Origin of the sequence: Pseudomonas sp. AP19, assembly GCF_001728855.1 — a bacterium.
In the GTDB taxonomy this organism is placed as follows: domain Bacteria; phylum Pseudomonadota; class Gammaproteobacteria; order Pseudomonadales; family Pseudomonadaceae; genus Aquipseudomonas; species Aquipseudomonas fluorescens.
On record NZ_LXJP01000016.1, the window covers coordinates 81,073 to 104,783 of the forward strand.

General features: G+C 60.3%; 20 protein-coding genes and 1 pseudogene. 11 read left to right on the forward strand and 10 right to left on the reverse strand.

The features are described from left to right. Positions 1-14: 14 nt before the first annotated feature. The 3 genes and pseudogenes from A7D21_RS13885 to A7D21_RS13895 all read right to left on the reverse strand — a co-directional run bounded on the left by A7D21_RS13885 (position 15) and on the right by A7D21_RS13895 (position 2,286). Complete coding sequence (locus A7D21_RS13885; RefSeq protein WP_053254276.1) at positions 15-974, reverse strand: DUF523 and DUF1722 domain-containing protein; 960 nt, start codon at positions 972-974, stop codon at positions 15-17. Between the two features lie 112 nt (positions 975-1,086). Beyond that, positions 1,087-1,302 (reverse strand): TIGR02450 family Trp-rich protein, encoded by a 216-nt coding sequence (locus A7D21_RS13890; RefSeq protein WP_053254277.1) that lies wholly within the window; start codon positions 1,300-1,302, stop codon positions 1,087-1,089. Next, positions 1,299-2,286 (reverse strand): annotated as a pseudogene (locus A7D21_RS13895) (NAD(P)/FAD-dependent oxidoreductase). The gene A7D21_RS13890 and the pseudogene A7D21_RS13895 overlap by 4 nt, the downstream one beginning before the upstream one ends. 210 nt (positions 2,287-2,496) lie before the next feature. On the opposite strand from A7D21_RS13895, the gene A7D21_RS13900 reads away from it, so the two are divergent. Both A7D21_RS13900 and hemH read left to right on the forward strand, forming a co-directional pair. Then, positions 2,497-3,396, forward strand: coding sequence for a TIGR01777 family oxidoreductase (locus tag A7D21_RS13900; RefSeq protein ID WP_053254279.1), 900 nt, complete (start codon positions 2,497-2,499; stop codon positions 3,394-3,396). Between the two features lie 14 nt (positions 3,397-3,410). Beyond that, positions 3,411-4,436 (forward strand): ferrochelatase, encoded by a 1,026-nt coding sequence (gene hemH / locus A7D21_RS13905; RefSeq protein WP_053254280.1) that lies wholly within the window; start codon positions 3,411-3,413, stop codon positions 4,434-4,436. Positions 4,437-4,508: 72 nt separating this feature from the next. Here hemH and A7D21_RS13910 read toward each other — a convergent pair whose 3' ends face one another. The 3 genes from A7D21_RS13910 to algW all read right to left on the reverse strand — a co-directional run bounded on the left by A7D21_RS13910 (position 4,509) and on the right by algW (position 8,600). Beyond that, on the reverse strand, positions 4,509-5,228 hold the full coding sequence (locus A7D21_RS13910) for a DUF4198 domain-containing protein (RefSeq protein ID WP_069551951.1): 720 nt from the start codon (positions 5,226-5,228) through the stop codon (positions 4,509-4,511). Between the two features lie 12 nt (positions 5,229-5,240). Then, positions 5,241-7,337 (reverse strand): TonB-dependent siderophore receptor, encoded by a 2,097-nt coding sequence (locus A7D21_RS13915; protein ID WP_069551952.1) that lies wholly within the window; start codon positions 7,335-7,337, stop codon positions 5,241-5,243. 108 nt (positions 7,338-7,445) lie between these two features. Beyond that, on the reverse strand, positions 7,446-8,600 hold the full coding sequence (gene algW, locus A7D21_RS13920) for a Do family serine endopeptidase AlgW (protein WP_053254283.1): 1,155 nt from the start codon (positions 8,598-8,600) through the stop codon (positions 7,446-7,448). A gap of 102 nt (positions 8,601-8,702) precedes the next feature. On the opposite strand from algW, the gene A7D21_RS13925 reads away from it, so the two are divergent. The 3 genes from A7D21_RS13925 (at position 8,703) to cysN (ending at position 12,500) form a co-directional block, all read left to right on the forward strand. Next, complete coding sequence (locus tag A7D21_RS13925; RefSeq protein WP_053254284.1) at positions 8,703-9,461, forward strand: Nif3-like dinuclear metal center hexameric protein; 759 nt, start codon at positions 8,703-8,705, stop codon at positions 9,459-9,461. Positions 9,462-9,670: 209 nt separating this feature from the next. Beyond that, positions 9,671-10,588, forward strand: coding sequence for a sulfate adenylyltransferase subunit CysD (gene cysD, locus A7D21_RS13930; RefSeq protein ID WP_012722132.1), 918 nt, complete (start codon positions 9,671-9,673; stop codon positions 10,586-10,588). A 13-nt stretch (positions 10,589-10,601) separates the two neighbouring features. Beyond that, positions 10,602-12,500, forward strand: a complete 1,899-nt coding sequence (gene cysN / locus A7D21_RS13935; RefSeq protein ID WP_069551953.1) for a sulfate adenylyltransferase subunit CysN — start codon at positions 10,602-10,604, stop codon at positions 12,498-12,500. Positions 12,501-12,676: 176 nt separating this feature from the next. On the opposite strand, the gene A7D21_RS13940 is transcribed toward cysN, so the two are convergent. From A7D21_RS13940 to A7D21_RS13950, 3 genes are all read right to left on the reverse strand, one after another. Beyond that, positions 12,677-13,576 carry an acyltransferase gene (locus A7D21_RS13940; RefSeq protein WP_053254286.1) on the reverse strand — a complete coding sequence of 300 codons (900 nt, stop codon included), beginning with the start codon at positions 13,574-13,576 and terminating at the stop codon, positions 12,677-12,679. Next, positions 13,577-15,676 (reverse strand): phosphate acetyltransferase, encoded by a 2,100-nt coding sequence (pta, locus tag A7D21_RS13945; protein WP_053254287.1) that lies wholly within the window; start codon positions 15,674-15,676, stop codon positions 13,577-13,579. Positions 15,677-15,755: 79 nt separating this feature from the next. Continuing rightward, on the reverse strand, positions 15,756-16,046 hold the full coding sequence (locus A7D21_RS13950; protein WP_069551954.1) for a DUF3565 domain-containing protein: 291 nt from the start codon (positions 16,044-16,046) through the stop codon (positions 15,756-15,758). On the opposite strand from A7D21_RS13950, the gene A7D21_RS13955 reads away from it, so the two are divergent. Beyond that, a complete protein-coding gene (locus tag A7D21_RS13955; protein WP_003188398.1) occupies positions 16,045-16,530 on the forward strand; it encodes a peptidylprolyl isomerase in 486 nt (161 codons plus the stop codon). The two genes, A7D21_RS13950 and A7D21_RS13955, sit on opposite strands and share 2 nt — an antisense overlap. A 172-nt stretch (positions 16,531-16,702) precedes the next feature. Here A7D21_RS13955 and rpsT read toward each other — a convergent pair whose 3' ends face one another. Then, positions 16,703-16,981, reverse strand: a complete 279-nt coding sequence (rpsT, locus tag A7D21_RS13960) for a 30S ribosomal protein S20 (RefSeq protein WP_003171647.1) — start codon at positions 16,979-16,981, stop codon at positions 16,703-16,705. Between the two features lie 253 nt (positions 16,982-17,234). Here rpsT and murJ point away from each other — a divergent pair, with 253 nt between their 5' ends. The 5 genes from murJ to fkpB all read left to right on the forward strand — a co-directional run bounded on the left by murJ (position 17,235) and on the right by fkpB (position 23,627). Then, positions 17,235-18,773: a murein biosynthesis integral membrane protein MurJ gene (gene murJ / locus A7D21_RS13965; protein WP_069551955.1), complete on the forward strand. Its 1,539-nt coding sequence runs from the start codon at positions 17,235-17,237 to the stop codon at positions 18,771-18,773. Between the two features lie 119 nt (positions 18,774-18,892). Next, positions 18,893-19,831: a bifunctional riboflavin kinase/FAD synthetase gene (gene ribF / locus A7D21_RS13970; protein ID WP_053254290.1), complete on the forward strand. Its 939-nt coding sequence runs from the start codon at positions 18,893-18,895 to the stop codon at positions 19,829-19,831. 14 nt (positions 19,832-19,845) lie between these two features. After that, on the forward strand, positions 19,846-22,677 hold the full coding sequence (gene ileS, locus A7D21_RS13975) for an isoleucine--tRNA ligase (RefSeq protein WP_069551956.1): 2,832 nt from the start codon (positions 19,846-19,848) through the stop codon (positions 22,675-22,677). Next, on the forward strand, positions 22,670-23,182 hold the full coding sequence (gene lspA, locus A7D21_RS13980; RefSeq protein WP_053254292.1) for a signal peptidase II: 513 nt from the start codon (positions 22,670-22,672) through the stop codon (positions 23,180-23,182). Before ileS ends, lspA begins: the two co-directional genes overlap by 8 nt. Positions 23,183-23,189: 7 nt before the next feature. Beyond that, positions 23,190-23,627 (forward strand): FKBP-type peptidyl-prolyl cis-trans isomerase, encoded by a 438-nt coding sequence (gene fkpB, locus A7D21_RS13985; protein ID WP_169875912.1) that lies wholly within the window; start codon positions 23,190-23,192, stop codon positions 23,625-23,627. Positions 23,628-23,711: the final 84 nt, after the last annotated feature.

The following is a 23,711-nucleotide window of genomic DNA, read 5'->3' on the forward strand; positions in this document are numbered from 1 at the left end:
GTGCCTTTCATGGGTTAGATCGCATTACGCAGGCTGAGGTTTTCCGGGTGCGGTTGCAGGTAGGCCTGCTGCGCGATGTAGCGATCCGGGTGTTGGCGAAAGTGGTGTTTGAGCAGGGTAAGGGGCACCACCAGCGGCACGATGCCGTGGCGGTATTGGCCGATGACGGTTTGCATTTCCTGCTTGTCGTCGGCGCTGATGGCCTGCTTGAGGTAGCCGCTGATGTGCTGCAACACGTTGGTGTGAGTGCCACGGGTGGCACATTTTTTCAGGCCTGTCATCAGTTCGCTGAAGTAACCGGCGGCCAACGCGTCAAGGTCGATGCCCTTGCCCATGCTGCCCAGCAGGTGGCCGAGGCTTTTGTAATGCGCCGGGCTGTGGGCCATCAACAGGTATTTGTAGCGCGAGTGAAAAGCGAGCAGGCGGTGACGGGTGAGGCCTTCGGCCAGCAACTGTTGCCAACTGGCATAGACGAACACGCGGGTCAGGAAGTTTTCCCGCAGCACCGGGTCATTCAGCCGACCGTCTTCTTCCACTGGCAGGTTGGGGTGGCGTGCACAAAATGCCTGGGCGTAAATGCCACGCCCGCCGCCCTCTGCCGGCGTGCCGTTGTCGCGGTAGACCTTGACCCGTTCCAGGCCGCACGAGGGCGATTTCTGCATGAAGATGTAGCCGCACAGGTCGGTATGTTCCGACGCCATTTGCTGGCCGTAATCGTCCAGTGGCTGCGTTACATTGAGCTCACGGTGCACGGTGCCGACGGCTTGCGGGTGGGCAGGGTCGCCCACCAGGCGGATCGGTTCGCGGGGGATACCCAGGCCGATCGCGACTTCGGGGCACAGCGGCACAAACTCGAAGTAGTCGGCCAGGGTTTGGCTGCACAGCAGGGATTGTTTGTGTCCGCCGTTGAAGCGCACGTTCTCGCCTAATAGGCAGGCGCTGATGGCGATCTTCGGTTTTCCAGTGCTGGACATGTTCAAACCTCTCCGAGATTCCTATACAGGCTGTTAAGCCTGTACAACTGAATCTCATCATAGGTTTGATGCTGTACAAGTCAAATATTTTGTACAAGTATTTGCGAGCAGGCTATTTCCAGCCGATTCGCCAATCTTCAGCATTTTGCAGGGTTTGCCAGGCCAGGCGTTGCGTACGCTGGGTCATGACCGCTTGCAGTTCGATGTCGAGCACGGTGCCTTCTTCGTCACGAAACAGCTCGGTGACCAAGAAGTGTTTCTCTTTGTTGCGTGGATGCGCTGCTGTCCACTTCGACAGCAGCAATTTGGCTGGGTTGATGCGGTTCATTGCGAATGCTCAATCAAACGTCGCGCAGCTTCCTGACCGCTCAGCCACGCCCCCTCGACCCGGCCGGACAGGCACCAGTCGCCGCACACATACAAGCCCAGGTCGGCATCGGCGAGTACCCCGAATTCGTGGCTGCTGGATGGGCGTGCGTAGAGCCAGCGATGGGCGAGGCTGAAGGACGGTGCGGGCATGGCGCTGTGCAGTAATTCGGCGAAGGCGCCGTGCAGGTGTTCGATCACCGCTTCCTTGGGCAGGTCCAGATGCGCCCTGCTCCAGGCGCTGGTGGCGTGCAGTACCCACGTGTCGAGGGTGGTGTCGCGCCCAGGTTTACTGCGGTTGCGCGCCAGCCAGTCGAGGGGGCTGTCTTGCACGAAGCAGCCTTCCATCGGTGTGTCCAACGGTTTGTCGAAGGCCAGGGCAATCGCCCAGGTCGGGTCCATCTTCACCCCGGCGGCAGCGCTCGCCAGCTTGGGTGCAGCGGCCAGCAGCGCTGTGGCTTGGGGGGGGCGGCGTGGCGATGACCACATGGCTGAACGGGCCGTGATTGCCGCCGTCGGCGTCCAGCAGGTTCCAATGGTGTTTGCCTTGGAACACTTCGGTGATGCGGCAACCGAATTCCACCGGCAAGTCGTCGAGCAGCGCACGGGTGATGGCGCTCATGCGCGGCGTGCCGACCCAGCGAATCTGTTCATCGGGGGAGGGCGTGAGTTGGCCGGATTTGAAGTTGTACAGCTGCGGTTTCCACTGCTCAGCCCAGCCGTTGCTTTGCCAGCGTTGCACCTCGTTGACGAAGCGCCGGTCGCGGGCGGTGAAATATTGTGCGCCCATGTCCAACGCGCCGGCATCGCTGCGTTTACTGGACATGCGGCCGCCACTGCCACGGCTTTTATCGAAGAGTTGTACAGCGTGCCCCGCGTCTCTTAACGCTCGGGCGGCGGAGAGACCGGCGATGCCGGTGCCGATGATCGCAATGGGAACAGTCATGGGAGGCCTCGTTTTACCGTTGGGTACAGACTACGCCGACACCAATAGCTGTACAATATTGTTTTTTGGTATAAGTTTTGGCGTACCTGTTTGTGTGGCGTGACCTATGGTTAAAGCTGAGGCTTAAACCGCGTAACGCCCATTTACATAAAATCCCTGCTTATAAAATAGACTAGCGATGGGCGGCAAACGTTACATGAGGAGGAACCCATGCATATTTTGCTGACCGGCGGTACTGGTTTGATTGGTCGTCAACTCTGCCAGCACTGGCTTGCCCAAGGGCATCGCCTGACTGTTTGGAGCCGTGAACCGGACACCGTCGCCAAGTGGTGCGGTGATGAGGTGTTGGGTGTCGGCCGCCTGGAAGACGTGATAGGTGCCGTGGATGCGGTGGTCAACCTGGCCGGCGCGCCCATTGCTGATCGTCCGTGGACCAAAAAGCGCAAGGCCCTGTTGTGGAGCAGTCGCATCAGTCTCACTGAAACGTTGCTGGCGTGGATGGAAGGCCTGGCGCAAAAGCCGGCGGTGCTGATTTCCGGTTCTGCCGTGGGGTGGTATGGCGACGGTGGCGAGCGCGAATTGACCGAAGCCAGCGGCCCGGTGCTGGACGACTTCCCCAGCCAGCTGTGCATCGCCTGGGAAGAAACCGCGTTGCGCGCCGAATCCTTGGGCGTGCGCGTGGTGCTGGTGCGCACCGGCCTGGTGTTGGCGGCGCAGGGCGGCTTTTTGTCACGGCTGCTGCTGCCGTTCAAGCTGGCGCTGGGCGGGCCGATCGGCGATGGTCGGCAGTGGATGCCGTGGGTTCATATCAAAGATCAAATCGCCCTGATTGATTTTCTTCTGCACAAGGGTGACGCCAGCGGTCCTTATAATGCCTGCGCGCCGCACCCGGTGCGTAATCGTGAGTTCGCCAAGGCCCTGGGCCAGGTGTTGCACCGCCCGGCGTTCATGCCGATGCCGGCGTTTGCATTGAAGCTCGGGCTGGGCGAGCTGTCCGGGTTATTGCTGGGCGGGCAGAAAGCCGTTCCCGAGCGGCTGCTGGCTGCCGGTTTCACTTTTCAGTTCACTGAGTTGCACGCGGCCCTGGAAGACTTGTCCAGCCGCCTCTAGAGATAGGATGTTGCATGACGGATCACGCGTTGTTACTGGTCAACCTGGGTTCACCGGCGTCCACTTCGGTGGCCGATGTGCGCAGCTACCTCAATCAATTCCTGATGGACCCTTATGTGATCGACCTGCCGTGGCCGGTACGGCGCTTGCTGGTGTCGCTGATCCTGATCAAGCGTCCCGAGCAGTCCGCGCACGCTTATGCCTCGATCTGGTGGGACGAGGGCTCGCCGCTGGTGGTATTGAGCCGTCGCCTGCAGCAGCAAATGACGGCGCAGTGGACCCACGGCCCGGTGGAACTGGCGATGCGTTACGGCGAGCCGTCCCTTGAAACAACGTTGACGCGCCTGGCCGCTCAGGGCATCGAGAAAGTCACCCTGGCGCCGCTGTACCCGCAGTTTGCCGACAGCACCGTAACCACGGTGATTGAAGAGGCCAAACGGGTCGTGCGCGACAAAAAGCTCAAGGTGCAGTTCTCGATCCTGCAACCGTTCTACGATCAGCCGGAATACCTCGACGCCTTGGTCGCGAGTGTCCGGCCGTATGTGGAGCAGGATTACGATCATTTACTGCTGAGTTTTCACGGCCTGCCCGAGCGTCACCTGACAAAGCTCGACCCGACCGGCGGGCATTGCTTCAAAGATGCCGATTGCTGCAAGAACGCCTCGCCCGAGGTGCTTGCGACCTGCTACCGCGCGCAATGCTTCAGCGTCGCGCGGGACTTTGCCGCGCGCATGGGGCTGCCGGAAGGCAAGTGGTCGGTGGCCTTCCAGTCGCGCCTTGGCCGGGCGAAGTGGATCGAACCCTACACCGAAGCCCGCCTGGAAGCACTGGCCCAGCAAGGCGTGAAAAAGTTGCTGGTGATGTGCCCGGCGTTTGTAGCGGACTGCATTGAGACGCTGGAAGAGATTGGTGATCGCGGCCTGGAGCAGTTCCGCGAAGCGGGAGGCGAGGAGTTGGTGTTGGTGCCATGCCTCAATGATGACCCGCAATGGGCCTCGGCGCTCAATACACTCTGTGAAAGAGCGCCGTTGGCACTGTAATCAGATTGTCGAAACGCTAGAAATCAAATGTGGGAGTCGGGCAAGCCCGGCTCCCACATGGGTGTGTAGTGTTTACTCGTGGTGGGGTTCGCCGAGGAAGGTCAGCGAGGTGAACAACCCGCGTGTCGCCACATCGGCATTGTCTTTGAGCGGCAGCTCCACCTGCGCGGCAATCACATTCAACCCTTCATTACGCACCAGCACTTGAGCCCGACCGTCTTTGTCGGTCTCGGTGCTCAGGGTGCTCGGCGCATTGCGATAGTCGCCTACCAGCTTGATCCCCGCCGCGGGCTTGCCATCCAGCAGCACCCGCACCGGCAATGACTTGCCCGGCCCTACCGTCAATGGATCAACTTCCGGCAGGATCAACAGCTTGATCTGATCCAGCTTCGGCAACTTCGCTCCCGGCTGGTAAATCGCCAGGCTGTACTTGAAGGTCTGGGTCGATGCAATTGCCCCCGGCACTTTGCTGCGGCCCTGGTTGATCCACCGCTTGTCAGCCGTCTGCGACCACATTCCGTTATCCAATGCGACGGCTAGAACGGCGGGCGATTTGAGCGGCTGCAGGCGCGCATGGTCGGCCAGGCGTTCGACGGTCACCGGGATCATCTTGCCGCTGACGTCGTAGGCCCAGGCACCGCTGATTTTCTGCGCCTTGAAGGCGTTGTCTTCGGCGCCATGGCCGTAGATGACTTCGATATTGCCGCGTCGTTGTTCGGTCCACAGGCCGTGGGCCGAGACCTGGCTGGCAAACAACAGGCCGAGTACGGCCAGGGATTTGAAGGCTTGCATGGAGACGTCCTTTTACAGGTTGAGGGTCAGGCTGACGGTGACGTTGCGCGGCTCGCCGGGGGTGACCCAGTAATTGCTGTAGGAGCGCTCGTAGTACTTTTCGTCGAATAGGTTATTGAGGTTCAGGCCCACGGTGACGTTGTCACTGGCCTTGTAATGGGCGAGCAGGTCGACGGTGTGGTAGGCGGGCAGTTTGAAATGACTCCCTGCCTCGCCGGAGCGGTCGCCGACATAGGTGAATGCCGCGCCCACGTCTGAGCCGCGCAATGCACCCTCCTGGAATTCATACACACCCAACAGACTGCCGCTGCGTTTGGCCACGCCGAGAATTCGGCTGCCAGTGGGGATGGCTTTGTCGCCCTTGGTCACTTCGGCGTCGATGTAGGCAAAGGCGCCGATGAGTCGGATGGCGTCAGTCACTTGCCCGGTCAGTTGCAGGTCGAAACCCTGGCTGCGGGCCTTGCCCATAGCGCGGTTAACGTCGGTGGTCGGGTCGAGTGCGAGGACGTTTTCCTTTTCGATATGGAACGCGGCGAGGGTAGCACTCAGGCGGTCATCGAACAGCTCGCTCTTGATGCCGACTTCATAACCCAGACCTTCTTCTGGCTTGAAGGATTGGCCGCCGGCATCCAGGCCATTGTTCGGTTTGAACGAGGTTGAGGCGTTGGCGAATACACCGATTTGCGGTGTCAGTTGGTACAGCAATCCGGCGCGCTGGGTCAGGGCATTGTGGGTTTGCCGGCTCTTGGCAGCGTGCCGGGTGAAGTCGTCGGTGCTTTGTTCGAAGTGCTCAAGGCGCACGCCAACCATGCCGCGCAGGCGGTCGGTGAACACGATCTGGTCTTGCAGGTTCAGCGCCTGGCTCTTCACCTGTTCGAAGAAGTCGGTGCCGGAGCGTGCGCCGTCGGGTTTGGGTTGGCCATAGATCGGCTTATAGATATCGATGGGGTAGAGGCTGCCGCCGATAGCCGTCACGCGTTCCTTCTTGCGGTAGTCCTCGTATTCGGTGCCGATCAGCAGTTCATGCTGCCAACTGCCGATGTCGAAAAGACCGCGCAGTTCCAGCTGGGTAATGCTGTCGTGCCACCCGGTGGAGCGTTCGCGGTAGCGGCGGTTGACGGTGTGCCCGTCAGCGTTCAGCGCGCGGCTTTCCGACGCATCACCCCACAGGCTGCCTTGTTTGTAGTGGCTGGCGAGGCGCAGTTTCCAGGCGTCGTTGAGGTGATGTTCCAGGGTGGCTTGCAGGCGGTTGTTGTGGTTGCGGATGTTGCCGTCGTTGGGTTCGCCGAGGAAGGTCGAGCGGGACATGCCGTGGTCGGCGACAATACCTCGGTCGAAGGTAGAGCTGTGGCGCACGAATTCGCTTTCCACCAGCAGGCTGGTATCCGGGTCCAACTGCCAACTGAAAGAGGGCGCGACGAACACGCGTCTGGCGTCGACGTGATCGCGGAAGCTGTGCTTGTCTTCCACGGCCAGGTTTACGCGCGACAGCACACGGCCTTCGCTGTCCAGCGGGGTGTTTACATCCACTGCCGTGCGATAACGGTTCCAACTGCCGGCGCTGGTTTGCAGCGTGGTGAAGGCTTGCGGCTGCGGTTTCTTGGTGACGATATTCACGGTGCCGCCGGGATCGCCGCGGCCATACAGGCTGGCGGCGGGGCCTTTGAGTACTTCAATGCGTTCGATATTGGCCGCATCCGGCGTGCTCGGGTAGCCGCGGTTGGCGCTGAAACCGTCCTGATAGAACTCTGACGTGGTGAAGCCGCGCACGCTGTATTCGTAGAGCGTCAGGCCGCCGAAGTTATTTTGCTTGGACACGCCACCGGCGAATTCCAGGGCACGTTCCACATGGGTGCTGCCCAGGTCTTTGAGCACCGTCGCGGGAATCACGCTGATCGATTGTGGGATGTCGCGAAGGGCCGTGTCAGTTTTGGTCGCGCTGGCGGAGCGAGTTGCACGATAGCCTGTGACGGGGCTGGTGGCGGATTCATAGTCGTCACTGGTGACGCTGATGGTGTCCAGTTCAATGGTGTTGTCTTCGGCATAAGCGGGGTCGAGCAACAAACCCACGGCCAGGCCCGCCATGGGGGCAAATCTTCGAGACGGCATGATAGAGCGTTCCAATGTCTATATTGAAACAATATAACATGACCAATGAGAACGTATTTCTTTTGAAATATTAAGTTACAGGAGCCCGCGAGCGGGCTCCCACCCCCGTTATTCCTCTTCTTTCACGGGCGCAGGCGGTGGGCGCAAGCCGATTTCCGCCAGCAGCTTGAGCTCTTTGCCGTTGCGCATCACCTGGATCGCCACCTTGTCGGTTGGCTTGATCCGCGCCACCTGATTCATCGACTTGCGGCCGTCACCGGCGGGTTCGCCGTCAATGCTCAGGATGACATCGCCCAATTGCAGGCCGGCTTTCTGCGCCGGACCGTCGCGGAAGATCCCGGCAACCACGATGCCCGGACGCCCGGTCAAACCAAACGACTCGGCCAACTCCTTGGTCAACGGCTGCACTTCGATCCCCAGCCAACCGCGAATCACCTGGCCGTGCTCGATGATCGACTTCATCACTTCCATTGCCAGCTTCACCGGGATCGCAAAACCGATGCCTTGGGAGCCACCCGATTTCGAGAAGATCGCGGTGTTGATGCCGGTCAGGTTGCCATTGGCATCCACCAGCGCGCCGCCGGAGTTGCCCGGATTGATGGCCGCGTCGGTCTGGATAAAGTCTTCGTAGCTGTTAAGCCCCAACTGGTTACGCCCGGTGGCGCTGATGATGCCCATGGTGACGGTCTGGCCGACACCAAACGGGTTGCCGATGGCCAGGGCCACATCGCCCACGCGCAGCCCTTCAGAGCGGCCGATAGTGATCGAAGGCAGGCTTTTGAGGTCGATCTTCAGCACCGCAAGGTCGGTTTCCGGGTCGCTGCCGACCACGCGGGCCAGGGTTTCGCGGCCGTCGCGCAGGGCCACGACAATCTGGTCGGCGCCGGTGGTCACGTGGTTGTTGGTGAGGATGTAGCCTTCCGGGCTCATGATCACGCCGGAGCCGAGGCTGGATTCCATACGGCGTTGCTTGGGCCCGTTGTCACCGAAGTAGCGACGAAATTGCGGGTCTTCAAACAACGGGTGCGGGGGCTTGTTGATGACCTTGGTGGTGTACAGGTTGACCACGGCGGGCGCGGCGATGACGACCGCGTCTGCGTAGGTCACCGGGCCTTGCACCACCGAATTGCTTTGCGGGGCCTGTTGCAGGTTCACATCAAGGCTGGGTAAGCCCACCCACTGGGGATAACGCTGAATAATCAGCATCGCGATCAGCACGCCAGCCAACAATGGCCATCCAAAAAAACGCAGTGCCTTGAGCATCAAGTAAGTCCTGACAGGTTGCAGGGGGCGGGAGAGCGCCCATAATGTCGCGCATTATACGAGGCTGTGAGCGCCTCGGAACGGGATATTTAGGAGTCTTTTATGGCCGTGCCCCTTAGCACCCTGGTCGAGGAAGCGGACCGCTATCTCGGCAGCGCAAAAATTGCCGATTATTGCCCCAATGGCCTGCAGGTCGAGGGTCGCCCGCAGGTGATGCGCATCGTCAGCGGCGTGACCGCAAGCCAAGCCCTGTTGGACGCCGCCGTCGAAGCCAAGGCCGACTTGGTACTGGTGCACCACGGTTATTTCTGGAAAGGCGAAAACCCGTGCATTACCGGCATGAAGCAGCGCCGCCTGAAAACCCTGCTCAAGCATGACATCAGCCTGTTGGCCTATCACCTGCCGCTGGATCTGCACGCGGACGTTGGTAATAACGTGCAACTGGCCCGCCACCTGGACATCACCGTCGAAGGCCCGCTGGACCCTGGCAACCCGAAAGTCGTCGGCCTGGTCGGCTCGCTGGCCGAACCCTTGTCACCCCGCGACTTCGCCCGTCGCGTGCAAGACGTGATGGGGCGCGAGCCGCTGCTGATCGAAGGCAGCGAAATGATCCGCCGTGTCGGCTGGTGCACCGGTGGTGGCCAGGGCTATATCGACCAGGCGATCGCCGCCGGTGTCGATCTGTACCTGAGCGGCGAAGCGTCCGAGCAAACGTTCCACAGTGCGCGGGAAAACGACATCAGCTTTATTGCTGCTGGCCATCACGCCACCGAACGCTATGGCGTACAGGCGTTGGGTGATTACCTGGCGCGACGGTTTGCGCTGGAACACCTGTTCATCGATTGCCCCAATCCGATCTAAGGAACTCCACAGAAGGAATGTGGTGCGGGCTTGTGTGGGAGCGAGCAAGCCGGCTCCCACATTCGACCGAGGCAGGCCTAACTCAGTGGCATATTCATATACCGTTTCGATCTAGTCGGCGCCCTGAATAGAAGAAGGTGCTGTGCTAGCATGCCCCGCTCGAACACGGCCCGCTGGCCGTCCATAAGATCGTTTTTCCGTGAGTAGCCATGGTCGACAAACTGACGCATCTGAAACAGCTGGAGGCGGAAAGCATCCACATCATCCGCGAGGTCGCCGCCGAGTTCGACAACCCGGTGATGCTCTACTCGATCGGTAAAGACTCCGCCGTGATGTTGCATCTGGCACGCAAAGCCTTCTTTCCGGGCAAACTGCCGTTCCCGGTGATGCACGTCGACACCCGCTGGAAATTCCAGGAGATGTACACGTTCCGCGACAAGATGGTCGAAGAGCTTGGCCTGGACCTGATCACCCACGTCAACCCGGATGGGGTGGCGCAGGGCATCAACCCATTCACCCACGGCAGCGCCAAGCACACCGACATCATGAAGACCGAAGGCCTCAAGCAGGCCTTGGACAAGCATGGTTTCGACGCAGCTTTCGGCGGTGCCCGTCGCGATGAAGAGAAATCCCGCGCCAAAGAGCGCGTGTACTCGTTCCGCGACAGCAAACACCGCTGGGACCCGAAAAACCAGCGCCCGGAGCTGTGGAACGTTTACAACGGCAACGTCAACAAGGGTGAGTCGATCCGTGTGTTCCCGCTGTCCAACTGGACCGAACTGGACATCTGGCAGTACATCTACCTGGAAGGCATCCCGATTGTGCCGCTGTACTTTGCCGCCGAGCGCGACGTGATCGAGAAGAACGGCACGTTGATCATGATCGACGACGACCGCATCCTCGAGCACCTGTCCGACGAAGACAAAGCCCGAATCGTCAAAAAGAAAGTACGTTTCCGTACCCTTGGCTGCTACCCGTTGACGGGCGCGGTGGAGTCCGAGGCTGAAACCCTCACGGACATCATTCAGGAAATGCTCCTGACGCGAACTTCCGAGCGCCAGGGCCGGGTCATCGACCACGATGGCGCAGGCTCGATGGAAGATAAAAAACGTCAGGGTTATTTCTAAGGGGCTGTCACCAATGTCGCATCAATCTGATTTGATCAGCGAGGACATCCTCGCCTACCTGGGCCAGCACGAGCGCAAGGAAATGTTGCGCTTCCTGACCTGCGGCAACGTCGACGACGGCAAGAGCACCCTGATCGGGCGCCTGCTGCACGACTCCAAGATGATCTACGAAGATCACCTGGAAGCTATCACCCGCGACTCGAAGAAGTCCGGCACCACCGGTGATGACATCGACCTGGCGTTGCTGGTCGATGGCCTGCAGGCCGAGCGTGAGCAGGGCATCACCATCGATGTTGCCTACCGCTACTTCTCCACCGCCAAGCGCAAATTCATCATCGCCGACACCCCCGGCCATGAGCAGTACACCCGCAACATGGCCACCGGTGCCTCCACCTGTGACCTGGCGATCATCCTGATCGACGCCCGCTACGGCGTGCAGACCCAGACCCGTCGCCACAGCTTTATCGCCTCGTTGCTGGGTATCAAACACATCGTGGTGGCCGTCAACAAGATGGACATCAATGGCTTTGACCAAAGCGTATTCGAGCAAATCAAGGCGGATTACTTGAAGTTCGCCGAAGGCATTGCGTTCAAGCCGAGCACCATGGCCTTCGTGCCGATGTCCGCGCTCAAAGGCGACAACGTGGTCAACAAGAGCGAGCGTTCGCCTTGGTACACGGGCCAGTCGCTGATGGAAATTCTCGAAACCGTCGAGATCGCCAACGACCGCAACTACACCGACCTGCGTTTCCCGGTGCAGTACGTCAACCGTCCGAACCTGAACTTCCGTGGTTTCGCCGGCACCCTGGCCAGCGGCGTCGTGCACAAGGGCGACGAAGTCGTGGTGCTGCCGTCGGGCAAGAGCAGCCGGGTCAAATCCATCGTCACCTTCGACGGTGAGTTGGAGCACGCCGGCCCAGGCCAGGCTGTAACCCTGACCATGGAAGATGAAATCGACATCTCCCGTGGCGACCTGTTGGTGCATGCCGACAACGTGCCGCAAGTGGCCGACGCCTTCGACGCCATGCTGGTGTGGATGGCCGAAGAGCCGATGCTGCCGGGCAAGAAGTACGACATCAAGCGCGCCACCAGCTACGTGCCGGGTTCCATCACCAGCATCGTGCATCGTGTGGACGTGAACACCCTGGCCGAAGGCCCGGCGAGTTCGCTGCAGTTGAACGAGATTGGTCGGGTCAAGGTCAGCCTCGACGCCGCCATCGCGCTGGACGGCTATGACAGCAACCGCACCACCGGTGCGTTTATTGTTATCGACCGCTTGACCAATGGCACGGTGGCCGCGGGCATGATCATCGCGCCGCCGGTCAACCATGGCTCCGCCACGCATCACGGCAAGTTGGCCCATGTGGCGACCGAAGAACGCGCCCAGCGCTTCGGCCAGCAACCGGCCACCGTGCTGTTCAGCGGCCTGTCGGGCGCGGGCAAGAGCACCTTGGCCTATGCGGTTGAGCGCAAGCTGTTCGACATGGGCCGTGCCGTGTTCGTGCTGGATGGCCAGAACCTGCGCCACGACCTGAACAAAGGCTTGCCGCAGGACCGCACCGGGCGCACCGAAAATTGGCGGCGTGCCGCCCACGTGGCGCGCCAGTTCAACGAAGCCGGCCTGCTGACCCTGGCAGCATTCGTTGCGCCGGATGCCGAAGGCCGCGAACAGGCCAAGGCGCTGATTGGTGCCGACCGCCTGCTGACGGTTTACGTGCAGGCCTCGCCGTTGGTGTGTGCCGAGCGTGATCCGCAAGGCTTGTACGCTGCCGGTGGGGATAACATCCCTGGCGAGTCCTTCCCGTATGACGTGCCGTTGAATGCCGACCTGGTAATCGACACCCAGGTACTGTCGCTGGAAGACAGCGTCAAGCAAGTGCTGGAGCTGTTGCGTCAGCGCGGCGCGATCTAAACCTCGCCGCCACAAAAAAGCCCGCCACCGAGCACTCGGTGGCGGGCTTTTCTGTGGGATCTTGAAAGTTATCCGGGCAAGTGTGGGAGCGGGCTTGCTCGCGAAAGCGGTTTATCAGCCACACATGTATTAGCTGACACTCCGCTTTCGCGAGCAAGCCCGTTGCCACATTTTGATCACCTGTTATTTGGATAATCTGTGTGAAGCTTGCCTAGAAGCGCATCCTTGTCTTCCCACAGCTGGTTGATCCAGCCCTGAAACGCCAAACGATACTCCCCATCCTGCTCATAGTTCTTGCCGATAAACCCGGCTGGAATCTGCACCTCTTCGAAGTGCACCACCACGTCCTTCACATTCCCGCACAACAAATCCCAATAACCTGGGCGTCCGGCTGGGTAGTGGATGGTCACGTTCACCAATGACTTGAGTTGCTCGCCCATGGCATCCAGCACAAACGCAATCCCGCCCGCCTTGGGTTTGAGCAGGTAGCGGAACGGCGATTTCTGCTGGGCATGTTTGCCCGGCGTAAACCGCGTGCCCTCGGCAAAGTTGAAAATGCCCACCGGGTTGTCGCGAAACTTTGCACAGGTCTTGCGCGTAGTTTCCAGGTCTTTGCCTTTCTTCTCCGGATGCTTTTCCAAATAGGCCTTGGTGTAGCGCTTCATGAACGGAAAGCCCAGTGCCCACCATGCCAGGCCAATTACCGGCACCCAGATCAGTTCCTGCTTGAGGAAGAACTTCAGCGGCCGAATCCGGCGATTGAGCACGTATTGCAGCACCATGATGTCGACCCAGCTCTGGTGGTTGCTGGTCACCAGGTATGAGTGCTGGTAGTCGAGGCCCTCCAGGCCGGTCAGGTGCCAGCGGGTGCGCCGCACGAGGTTCATCCAGCCCTTGTTGTTGGTCACCCAGGCTTCGTGGGTGTGGTTCATCAGCCATTCGCTGAAGCGTTTGGCAAACGGCAGAGCCTTGAACAGCGCGACAACAAACAGGAACGAGCACAGCAGGATGGTGTTCAGCGCCAACAGCAGCGAAGCAATTACCCCGCGCACGGCGGCAGGTAGAAAATCCAGCATTTAGATATCCATAGGTCGGTTGGCGGCTTGAATCGCAGTCAGCGCGATGGTGTACACGATGTCGTCGACCTGGGCACCGCGCGGCAGGTCGTTGACCGGCTTGCGCAGGCCTTGCAGCATGGGGCCCAGGCTCACGCAGTCGGCACTGCGTTGCACGGCTTTGTGCGTGGTATTGCCAGTGTTCAGGTCGGGGAACACAAACACCGTGGCTTTGCCGGCGACCTGGCTGTTGGGCGCCAACTGCCGGGCGACGGTTTCATTGGCGGCGGCGTCGTATTGCAACGGCCCATCGATCAGCAGTGAGCTTTGTTGCTCGTGGGCGAGCAGGGTGGCTTCGCGGACTTTCTCCACTTCTTCGCCACTGGCCGAATCGCCGCTGGAATAGCTGATCATCGCCACGCGCGGGGTGATGCCGAAAGCCGCAGCCGAGTCGGCGCTTTGCAGGGCGATTTCTGCCAATTCGGCGGCGCTCGGGTGTGGGTTCATCACACAGTCGCCATACACCAGCACCTGCTCGGGGAACAGCATGAAGAACACCGACGACACCAAGGTGCAGCCCGGCGCCGTTTTAATCAGCTGCAGGGCAGGGCGGATGGTGTTGGCGGTGGAGTGGATAACGCCGGAGACCAGGCCGTCCACTTCATCCAGTGCAAGCATCATCGTGGCGATCACCACCGTGTCTTCGAGTTGCTGCTCGGCCATCGGCGCATTGAGGCTCTTGCTCTTTCGCAGTGCGACCATGGGTTCGACATACCGCTGGCGAATCAGGTCCGGGTCGAGAATCTCCAGGCCTTCGGGCAACTCAATGCCGTGGGCGCGGGCCACCGCTTCCACATCGGCTGGCTTGGCCAGCAGCACGCAACGGGCAATGCCCCGGGCCTGGCAGATGGCGGCGGCTTGCACGGTCAAGGGCTCGCTGCCTTCGGGCAGCACGATACGTTTGTTGGCCGCCTGGGCGCGCTGGATCAACTGATAGCGGAACACCGCTGGCGACAGGCGCATCTCCCGAGGCGTACCGCAGCGTTGGTGCAGCCAGCGCGCATCCAGGTGGCTGGCGACGAAATCGGTGATGATCTCCGCACGTTCGCGGTCATCAATCGGGATTTCCTTGTTCAGGCTGTTGAGCTGGTTCGCCGTGTCGTAGGAGCCGGTGCTCACCGACAACACCGGCAGCCCGGCCTGGAAAGCACCGCGGCACAGATCCATGATGCGTGGGTCGGGCAGGGTGTCGCTGGTCAGCAGCAAGCCGGCCAGAGGCACGCCGTTGATCGCGGCCAGGCTGACGGCGAGGATGATGTCGTCGCGGTCGCCGGGGGTTACCACCAGGACGCCGGGTTTGAGCAGTTCAACGGTGTTACGCATAGTGCGCGCGCAGATGATGATCTTGGTCATGCGCCGGCTTTCATAGTCACCGGCGTTGAGAATCTGCGCGCCCATCAGGTCGGCGACGTCGCGGGTGCGCGGCGCGTTGAGTTCCGGCTGGTACGGGATGCAGCCCAACAGGCGGAACTCGCCGCTGCGCAACAACGGCGAATGCTCTTTGAGACGCGCCGAGAATGCTTCCATGCTTTCGTCGGTGCGCACTTTGTTGAGGATCACACCGAGCATTTTCGGGTCTTTCGGCCCGCCGAACAGTTGGGCCTGCAGTTCCACGCGGCCGGAGAGTTCGGTGAGCACTTCGTTTTCCGGCGCCGACACCAGGATCACTTCGGCGTCGAGGCTCTTGGCCAGGTGCAGGTTGACCCGCGCCGCATAGCTGGCGCTGCGGGTCGGCACCATGCCCTCGACGATCAGCACGTCCTTGCCCACGGCGGCTTGCTGATAAAGGGTGATGATTTCTTCGAGCAGTTCGTCGAGCTGGCCATCGCCGAGCATCCGCTCGACATGGGCCAGGCCCAGAGGCTGTGGCGGTTTCAGGCCATGGGTGCGCGCCACCAGCTCGGTGGAGCGTTCAGGGCCGGTGTCGCCCGGGTGTGGCTGGGCAATCGGTTTGAAAAAGCCGACTTTCAGCCCGGCCCGTTCAAGGGTACGCACCAGCCCAAGGCTGATGGAGGTCAGACCCACTCCAAAATCGGTGGGCGCGATAAAAAAAGTCTGCATGCGAATTCTCTGGAGGTGCATGGCTTCGGTGGCGCTCTATGGCTGAGCGCCTACCGGGAATCAGGTGCCAAGGTTATCGTTATTCACGCTTTTGCGCACACCAGCCGCACGCAAAGGGCCGGCCTATTTTTTCCAGGCGCTGCGCGGGGTCGAGCACCCAGGCGCGGGACTGCCATGGCGGCTGGTGGCGCAGGTGCTGTGTGTGACCGCAGGACAGGTCGGCGACCCAGTGCCCGTCGTCGTCCTGGTGGAAGCCGATGATGAAGGATGCCGTTGATCGGTCCCGTCTGTCCGGGTTCTGTTCGCTTTCGGGCAAATCCTTGTTTAGACTTGTCCGTTCTTCATTCTTATGCAAAAGGTCTCGCCCCATGACGATCGCCGCTAACAAGGCTGTCTCCATCGACTATACCCTGACCAACGACGCTGGTGAGGTCATCGACAGCTCCGCCGGCGGCGCGCCGCTGGTCTACCTGCAAGGCGCAGGTAACATCATCCCGGGCCTGGAGAAGGCTCTGGAAGGCAAGAACGTCGGTGACGAACTGACTGTCGCCGTAGAACCTGAAGATGCATACGGCGAATACTCCGCCGAACTGGTCAGCACCCTGAGCCGCAGCATGTTCGAAGGTGTTGATGAGCTGGAAGTGGGCATGCAGTTCCACGCTTCCGCACCGGACGGCCAAATGCAGATCGTCACCATCCGCGATCTGGACGGCGACGACGTGACTGTCGACGGTAACCACCCTCTGGCCGGTCAGCGCCTGAACTTCCAAGTGAAGATCGTTGCCATCCGCGACGCTTCCCAGGAAGAAGTGGCTCACGGCCACGTCCACGGTGAAGGTGGTCATCACCATTGATTGTGGTTTGATCAATCGGTAGCAAAAACGCCCCGACTGGTTCGGGGCGTTTTTTTGTCTGCAGAAAAGCTGACTTGGCTTTATCGGGCCCAAACAAAAATGCCCCGGACCTTTCGGTACGGGGCATTTTTTAACTGTTACGTAACCAGGGCTACGTGGCAGTTTTTACCACTTAGGCTGCTGCAGCGACGTTCAGAGCCTTGATGTGGCCATTCAGGCGGCTCTTATGACGAGCGGCCTTGTTCTTGTGGATGATGCCTTTATCGGCCATACGGTCGATAACTGGCACGGCCAGAACGTAAGCAGCTTGGGCTTTTTCAGCGTCTTTGGTGTCGATGGCTTTAACTACATTCTTGATGTAGGTACGAACCATGGAACGCAGGCTGGCGTTGTGGCTGCGACGCTTCTCAGCCTGTTTTGCACGTTTTTTGGCGGAAGGTGTGTTGGCCACCGTCGAGCTCCTCGAAAGACTTTTTAGGAAATAGCAAACAAAATAGGCCGCGAATCATGCCGATGACTTGATGTGTTGTCAAGGGCGGCTGATGCGAACTGCTGAGTGGTCGATCTGAAGAGGCGGGTGATTTATTTCCGGCGCTTGACCTGTAAACTCGCGAGCTTTGGCTCTGTGCTGTTGCAGGCGCGCAGTATCGCATAAGTGGGCGCTTTGTTCGCCTGCTCTTTATCTATAGGCGCAAACTCTTTCAATGAATCTGCTCAAATCGTTGGCTGCCGTCAGCTCTATCACCATGATTTCCCGGGTTTTGGGGTTCGTGCGTGACACCCTGCTGGCACGCATTTTTGGCGCCAGCATGGCCACGGATGCATTCTTTATTGCCTTTAAACTGCCCAATCTGCTGCGGCGGATCTTCGCGGAGGGCGCTTTTTCTCAAGCTTTCGTGCCGATCCTGGCCGAGTACAAGACCCAGCAGGGTGAAGAGGCAACCCGCACGTTTATTGCCTATGTCTCGGGCCTGCTGACGCTGGTACTGATGTTGGTGACCATCGTCGGTATGCTGGCTGCGCCCTGGGTGATCTGGGCCACGGCGCCGGGTTTTGCCAACACACCGGAAAAATTCGCGCTGACCACTGATCTGCTGCGGGTGACCTTCCCCTATATATTGCTGATTTCTCTGTCGTCCCTGGCCGGGGCGATCCTCAATACCTGGAACCGCTTCTCGGTGCCAGCCTTCGTGCCGACCCTGCTGAACGTCAGCATGATTATTTTCGCGCTGTTCCTCACGCCTTACTTCGACCCGCCGGTCATGGCTCTGGGCTGGGCGGTACTGGCGGGTGGCCTGGCGCAGTTGCTCTACCAACTGCCGCACCTGAAAAAGATCGGCATGCTCGTGCTGCCACGTCTTAACCTCAAGGACACCGGCGTATGGCGCGTAATGCGCAATATGCTGCCGGCGATCCTGGGGGTGTCGGTCAGTCAGATCTCGCTGATCATCAACACTGCGTTTGCCTCGCTGCTGGTCTCCGGTTCGGTGTCGTGGATGTACTACGCCGATCGCCTGATGGAACTGCCGTCCGGTGTGCTTGGCGTGGCCTTGGGCACGATTTTGCTGCCAACCTTGTCGCGCACCTATGCCAGTAAGGACCGCCACGAGTATTCACGCATCCTCGACTGGGGCCTGCGCCTGTGCTTCATGCTGGTGCTGCCCTGTTCCCTGGCGTTGGGCATCCTGGCTGAGCCGTTGACCGTATCGTTGTTCCAGTATGGTCAGTTCAGCGCATTTGACGCGTCGATGACCCAACGTGCATTGGTCGCTTACTCCGTCGGTTTGCTCGGCATTATTGTGATCAAGGTGCTGGCCCCAGGCTTCTACGCCCAGCAAAATATCCGCACGCCGGTCAAAATCGCGATCTTCACCCTGATCGTTACCCAGTTGCTCAACCTGGTATTTATCGGTCCGTTGGCGCATGCCGGCCTGGCCCTGGCTATCAGCATCGGTGCCTGCATCAATGCCGGTCTGCTGTTTTATCAGCTGCGCAAGCAGCAGATGTTCCAGCCGCAGCCGGGCTGGGGAATGTTTGCCCTCAAGCTGGTGGTCGCGGTAGCGGCAATGTCAGCGGTGTTGCTGGGCCTGATGCACTTTATGCCGGCCTGGGATCAAGGCCCTATGCTGGAGCGCTTCATGCGCCTTGGCGTGTTGGTGGTCGCTGGTGTGGTGGTGTACTTCGGGATGTTGCTGCTGCAAGGCTTCCGCCTGCGGGATTTCAATCGCAAGTCGCTGGGATAGAGAGTTTGCCGCGATAAAACGGTTGTTTTATCGATTCGATCCATTTGGCCTGTGCTGTTGCCTGTCGTCCGGGGCCGGGTGTGGTTATAATCGACCACTTTATGAGCAAGAAGCGCGTTATGCAGCTGGTTCGAGGTCTCCACAACCTGCGCCCCCAGCATCGGGGCTGCGTCGCCACTATTGGCAACTTTGACGGTGTTCACCGTGGCCACCAGGCTATCCTGGCCCGGCTGCGCGAGCGAGCGGTCGAGTTGGGCGTGCCCAGCTGCGTGGTGATTTTTGAACCACAGCCGCGGGAATTCTTTACCCCCGAAACGGCGCCGGCACGTTTGGCCCGTCTGCGCGACAAGCTGCAACTGCTGGCTGAAGAGGGCGTGGACCGGGTCCTTTGCCTGGCCTTCAACCAGCGCTTGCAAAGCCTCAGCGCTGCCGAGTTCGTTGACCGTATTCTGGTGGATGGCCTGGGCGTACAGCACCTGGAGGTCGGCGACGACTTCCGTTTCGGTTGCGACCGCGTCGGGGATTTCGACTTCCTGCAACACGCCGGCGTTAATCAAGGTTTTACCGTCGAAGCCGCGCAAACCGTCGAACTGGACGGCCTGCGCGTGAGCAGTACCCAGGTGCGTAACGCCTTGGCCGCTGCCGACTTCGCCTTGGCCGAGCGTTTGCTCGGTCGCCCGTTCCGCATTGCCGGGCGGGTACTGCACGGCCAGAAGCTGGCGCGCCAACTGGGCACGCCAACCGCCAACGTGCAACTCAAGCGCCGTCGTGTGCCACTCACCGGGGTTTACCTGGTGAGCGTCGACATCGATGGTCAATCGTGGCCGGGAGTCGCCAATATAGGCGTCAGGCCCACGGTTGCAGGTGATGGCAAGGCCCACCTGGAAGTTCACCTTTTGGATTTTGCCGGTGATTTGTATGACCGGCGTTTGACGGTGGTTTTCCACCAGAAGCTGCGTGAAGAGCAGCGTTTCGCCTCCCTTGAGGCGTTGAAAACGGCGATCAATGCGGATGTCGCCGCCGCCCGTGCACTAGCCGCACCTAGCGCCCATCGCTAACCGAAGAGCCTTAAATGACCGACTATAAAGCCACGCTAAACCTTCCGGACACCGCCTTCCCAATGAAGGCCGGCCTGCCACAGCGCGAACCGCAGATCCTGCAGCGCTGGGACAGTATTGGCCTGTACGGAAAGTTGCGCGAAATTGGCAAGGATCGTCCGAAGTTCGTCCTGCACGACGGCCCTCCTTATGCCAACGGCACGATTCACATCGGTCATGCGCTGAACAAAATTCTCAAGGACATGATCCTGCGCTCGAAAACCCTGTCGGGTTTTGACGCGCCGTATGTCCCGGGCTGGGACTGCCATGGCCTGCCGATCGAACACAAAGTCGAAGTGACCTACGGCAAAAACCTGGGCGCGGATAAAACCCGCGAACTGTGCCGTGCCTACGCCACTGAGCAGATCGAAGGGCAGAAGTCCGAATTCATCCGCCTGGGCGTGCTGGGCGAGTGGGACAACCCGTACAAGACCATGAACTTCAAGAACGAGGCCGGTGAAATCCGTGCCTTGGCTGAAATCGTCAAAGGCGGTTTTGTGTTCAAGGGCCTCAAGCCCGTGAACTGGTGCTTCGACTGCGGTTCGGCCCTGGCTGAGGCGGAAGTCGAATACGAAGACAAGAAGTCCTCGACCATCGACGTGGCCTTCCCGATCGCCGACGACGCCAAGTTGGCCCAGGCTTTCGGCCTGGCAAGCCTGAGCAAGCCGGCGGCCATCGTGATCTGGACCACCACCCCGTGGACCATCCCGGCCAACCAGGCGCTGAACGTGCACCCGGAATTCACCTACGCCCTGGTGGACGTCGGTGATCGCCTGCTGGTGCTGGCCGAGGAAATGGTCGAGGCCTGTCTGGCGCGCTACGAACTGCAAGGTTCGGTGATCGCCACCACCACCGGCTCCGCGCTGGAACTGATCAACTTCCGTCACCCGTTCTATGACCGCCTGTCGCCGGTTTACCTGGCTGACTACGTCGAACTGGGTTCGGGTACGGGTGTGGTTCACTCCGCACCGGCCTACGGCGTTGACGACTTCGTGACCTGCAAAGCCTACGGTATGGTCAACGATGACATCCTCAACCCGGTGCAGAGCAATGGTGTGTACGCGCCATCGCTGGAGTTCTTCGGCGGCCAGTTCATCTTCAAGGCTAACGAGCCGATCATCGACAAACTGCGTGAAGTCGGTGCGCTGCTGCACACCGAAACCATCAAGCACAGCTACATGCACTGCTGGCGCCACAAAACCCCGCTGATCTACCGCGCCACCGCGCAGTGGTTTATCGGCATGGACAAAGAGCCGACCAGCGGCGACACCCTGCGTGTGCGCTCGCTCAAAGCCATCGAAGACACCAAGTTCGTCCCGGCCTGGGGCCAGGCGCGCCTGCACTCGATGATCGCCAATCGTCCGGACTGGTGCATCTCCCGCCAGCGTAACTGGGGCGTACCGATCCCGTTCTTCCTGAACAAGGAAAGCGGCGAGCTGCACCCACGCACCGTCGAGCTGATGGAAGCCGTGGCCTTGCGCGTTGAACAGGAAGGCATCGAAGCCTGGTTCAAGCTGGACGCCGCCGAGCTGCTGGGCGACGAAGCGCCGCTGTACGACAAGATCAGCGACACCCTCGACGTGTGGTTCGACTCGGGCACCACCCACTGGCACGTGCTGCGTGGTTCGCACCCGATGGGCCATGAGACCGGCCCGCGCGCCGACCTCTACCTGGAAGGCTCGGACCAACACCGTGGCTGGTTCCACTCGTCGCTGCTGACCGGTTGCGCCATCGACAATCACGCGCCGTACCGCGAACTGCTGACCCACGGCTTCACCGTCGACGAAACGGGCCGCAAGATGTCCAAGTCGCTGAAGAACGTGATCGAGCCGAAGAAGATCAATGACACCCTGGGCGCCGACATCATGCGTCTGTGGGTGGCCTCGACCGATTACTCGGGCGAAATCGCCGTGTCGGACCAGATCCTGGCCCGTAGCGCCGATGCCTACCGCCGTATCCGTAATACCGCACGCTTCCTGCTGTCGAACCTGACCGGTTTCAACCCGGCCACCGACATCCTGCCGGCCGAGGACATGCTTGCCCTGGACCGTTGGGCTGTGGACCGTACCCTGTTGCTGCAACGCGAGTTGCAGGAGCACTACGGTGAATACCGTTTCTGGAACGTGTACTCCAAGATCCACAACTTCTGCGTGCAGGAGCTGGGTGGTTTCTACCTCGACATCATCAAGGACCGCCAATACACCACCGGCGCCAACAGCAAGGCGCGCCGATCGGCGCAGACCGCGCTGTATCACATCTCTGAAGCGCTGGTGCGCTGGATCGCACCGATCCTGGCCTTCACCGCCGACGAGCTGTGGGAATACCTGCCGGGCGAGCGTAACGAGTCGGTGATGCTCAACACCTGGTACGAAGGTTTGACCGAACTGCCGGCCGACTTCGAACTGGGCCGCGAGTACTGGGAAGGCGTGATGGCCGTCAAAGTTGCGGTGAACAAGGAGCTGGAAGTTCAGCGTGCGGCCAAGGCCGTCGGTGGCAACCTGCAAGCCGAAGTCACCCTGTTTGCCGAGGACGGCCTGACCGCCGACCTGGCCAAGCTGAGCAACGAACTGCGCTTCGTGCTGATCACCTCCACCGCCAGCCTGGCACCGTTTGCCCAGGCACCTGCGGACGCGGTGGCCACCGAAGTACCGGGCCTCAAGCTCAAAGTCGTCAAGTCGGCCTTCCCGAAGTGCGCCCGTTGCTGGCACTGCCGTGAAGACGTGGGCGTGAACCCTGAGCATCCGGAAATCTGCGGTCGCTGTGTCGATAACATTTCGGGTGATGGCGAGGTTCGCCACTATGCCTAACGCTTCCAGCCGTTTCGGACGTCTGGGCTGGCTCGTACTGAGCGTGCTGGTGCTGGTCATTGACCAGCTCAGCAAGGCTCACTTCGAAGGTGCCTTACAGATGTACCAGCAGATTGTGGTCATTCCTGACTACTTCAGCTGGACCCTGGCCTACAACACCGGCGCTGCCTTCAGCTTTCTTGCTGACAGCTCCGGCTGGCAGCGCTGGCTGTTCGCGCTGATCGCCGTGGTGGTCAGTGCGGTGCTGGTGGTCTGGCTCAAGCGTCTGGGCCGTGATGACACCTGGCTGGCGATTGCCCTGGCGTTGGTGCTGGGCGGCGCGCTGGGCAACCTGTACGACCGCATTGCCCTGGGCCATGTAATCGACTTTATCCTGGTGCATTGGCAGAACCGCTGGTATTTCCCGGCGTTCAACTTTGCCGACAGCGCCATCACCGTCGGTGCAATCATGCTGGCGTTGGACATGTTCAAAAGTAAGAAAACCGGAGAGACCGTCAATGACTGATCAGGTATTGGCTGAGCAACGCATCGGCCAGAACACGGAAGTCACTTTGCATTTCGCATTGCGCCTGGAGAATGGCGACACGGTCGACAGTACGTTCGACAAAGCCCCGGCGACCTTCAAGGTCGGTGATGGCAACCTGCTGCCGGGTTTTGAAGCCGCGCTGTTCGGTTTCAAGGCTGGCGACAAGCGCACCCTGCAGATCCTGCCGGAAAACGCCTTTGGCCAGCCCAACCCGCAAAACGTGCAGATCATCCCGCGTTCGCAGTTCCAGGACATGGACCTGTCGGAAGGTCTGCTGGTGATCTTCAACGACGCGGCGAATACCGAGCTGCCCGGCGTGGTGAAAACCTTCGATGACACGCAAGTGACCATCGACTTCAACCACCCGTTGGCCGGTAAAACCTTGACGTTTGACGTCGAAATCATCGACGTTAAAGCGCTCTGATCGACTAAACCGGTTCCTGTGGGCGCTGGCTTGCCTGCGATAGCACCACCTCGGAGTACCTGATACACCGAGTCGTCTGTATCG

Coding starts and splice junctions, on each gene's coding strand:
- A7D21_RS13915 (WP_069551952.1), bottom strand. CDS start 7,337: ATGCCGTCTCGAAGATTTGCCCCCATGGCGGGCCTGGCCGTGGGTTTG.
- hemH (WP_053254280.1), top strand. CDS start 3,411: ATGACGGATCACGCGTTGTTACTGGTCAACCTGGGTTCACCGGCGTCC.
- A7D21_RS13890 (WP_053254277.1), bottom strand. CDS start 1,302: ATGAACCGCATCAACCCAGCCAAATTGCTGCTGTCGAAGTGGACAGCA.
- cysN (WP_069551953.1), top strand. CDS start 10,602: ATGTCGCATCAATCTGATTTGATCAGCGAGGACATCCTCGCCTACCTG.
- A7D21_RS13900 (WP_053254279.1), top strand. CDS start 2,497: ATGCATATTTTGCTGACCGGCGGTACTGGTTTGATTGGTCGTCAACTC.
- ileS (WP_069551956.1), top strand. CDS start 19,846: ATGACCGACTATAAAGCCACGCTAAACCTTCCGGACACCGCCTTCCCA.
- cysD (WP_012722132.1), top strand. CDS start 9,671: ATGGTCGACAAACTGACGCATCTGAAACAGCTGGAGGCGGAAAGCATC.
- A7D21_RS13910 (WP_069551951.1), bottom strand. CDS start 5,228: ATGCAAGCCTTCAAATCCCTGGCCGTACTCGGCCTGTTGTTTGCCAGC.
- algW (WP_053254283.1), bottom strand. CDS start 8,600: ATGCTCAAGGCACTGCGTTTTTTTGGATGGCCATTGTTGGCTGGCGTG.
- A7D21_RS13925 (WP_053254284.1), top strand. CDS start 8,703: ATGGCCGTGCCCCTTAGCACCCTGGTCGAGGAAGCGGACCGCTATCTC.
- A7D21_RS13940 (WP_053254286.1), bottom strand. CDS start 13,576: ATGCTGGATTTTCTACCTGCCGCCGTGCGCGGGGTAATTGCTTCGCTG.
- pta (WP_053254287.1), bottom strand. CDS start 15,676: ATGCAGACTTTTTTTATCGCGCCCACCGATTTTGGAGTGGGTCTGACC.
- murJ (WP_069551955.1), top strand. CDS start 17,235: ATGAATCTGCTCAAATCGTTGGCTGCCGTCAGCTCTATCACCATGATT.
- A7D21_RS13950 (WP_069551954.1), bottom strand. CDS start 16,046: ATGGGGCGAGACCTTTTGCATAAGAATGAAGAACGGACAAGTCTAAAC.
- A7D21_RS13885 (WP_053254276.1), bottom strand. CDS start 974: ATGTCCAGCACTGGAAAACCGAAGATCGCCATCAGCGCCTGCCTATTA.
- lspA (WP_053254292.1), top strand. CDS start 22,670: ATGCCTAACGCTTCCAGCCGTTTCGGACGTCTGGGCTGGCTCGTACTG.
- ribF (WP_053254290.1), top strand. CDS start 18,893: ATGCAGCTGGTTCGAGGTCTCCACAACCTGCGCCCCCAGCATCGGGGC.
- A7D21_RS13955 (WP_003188398.1), top strand. CDS start 16,045: ATGACGATCGCCGCTAACAAGGCTGTCTCCATCGACTATACCCTGACC.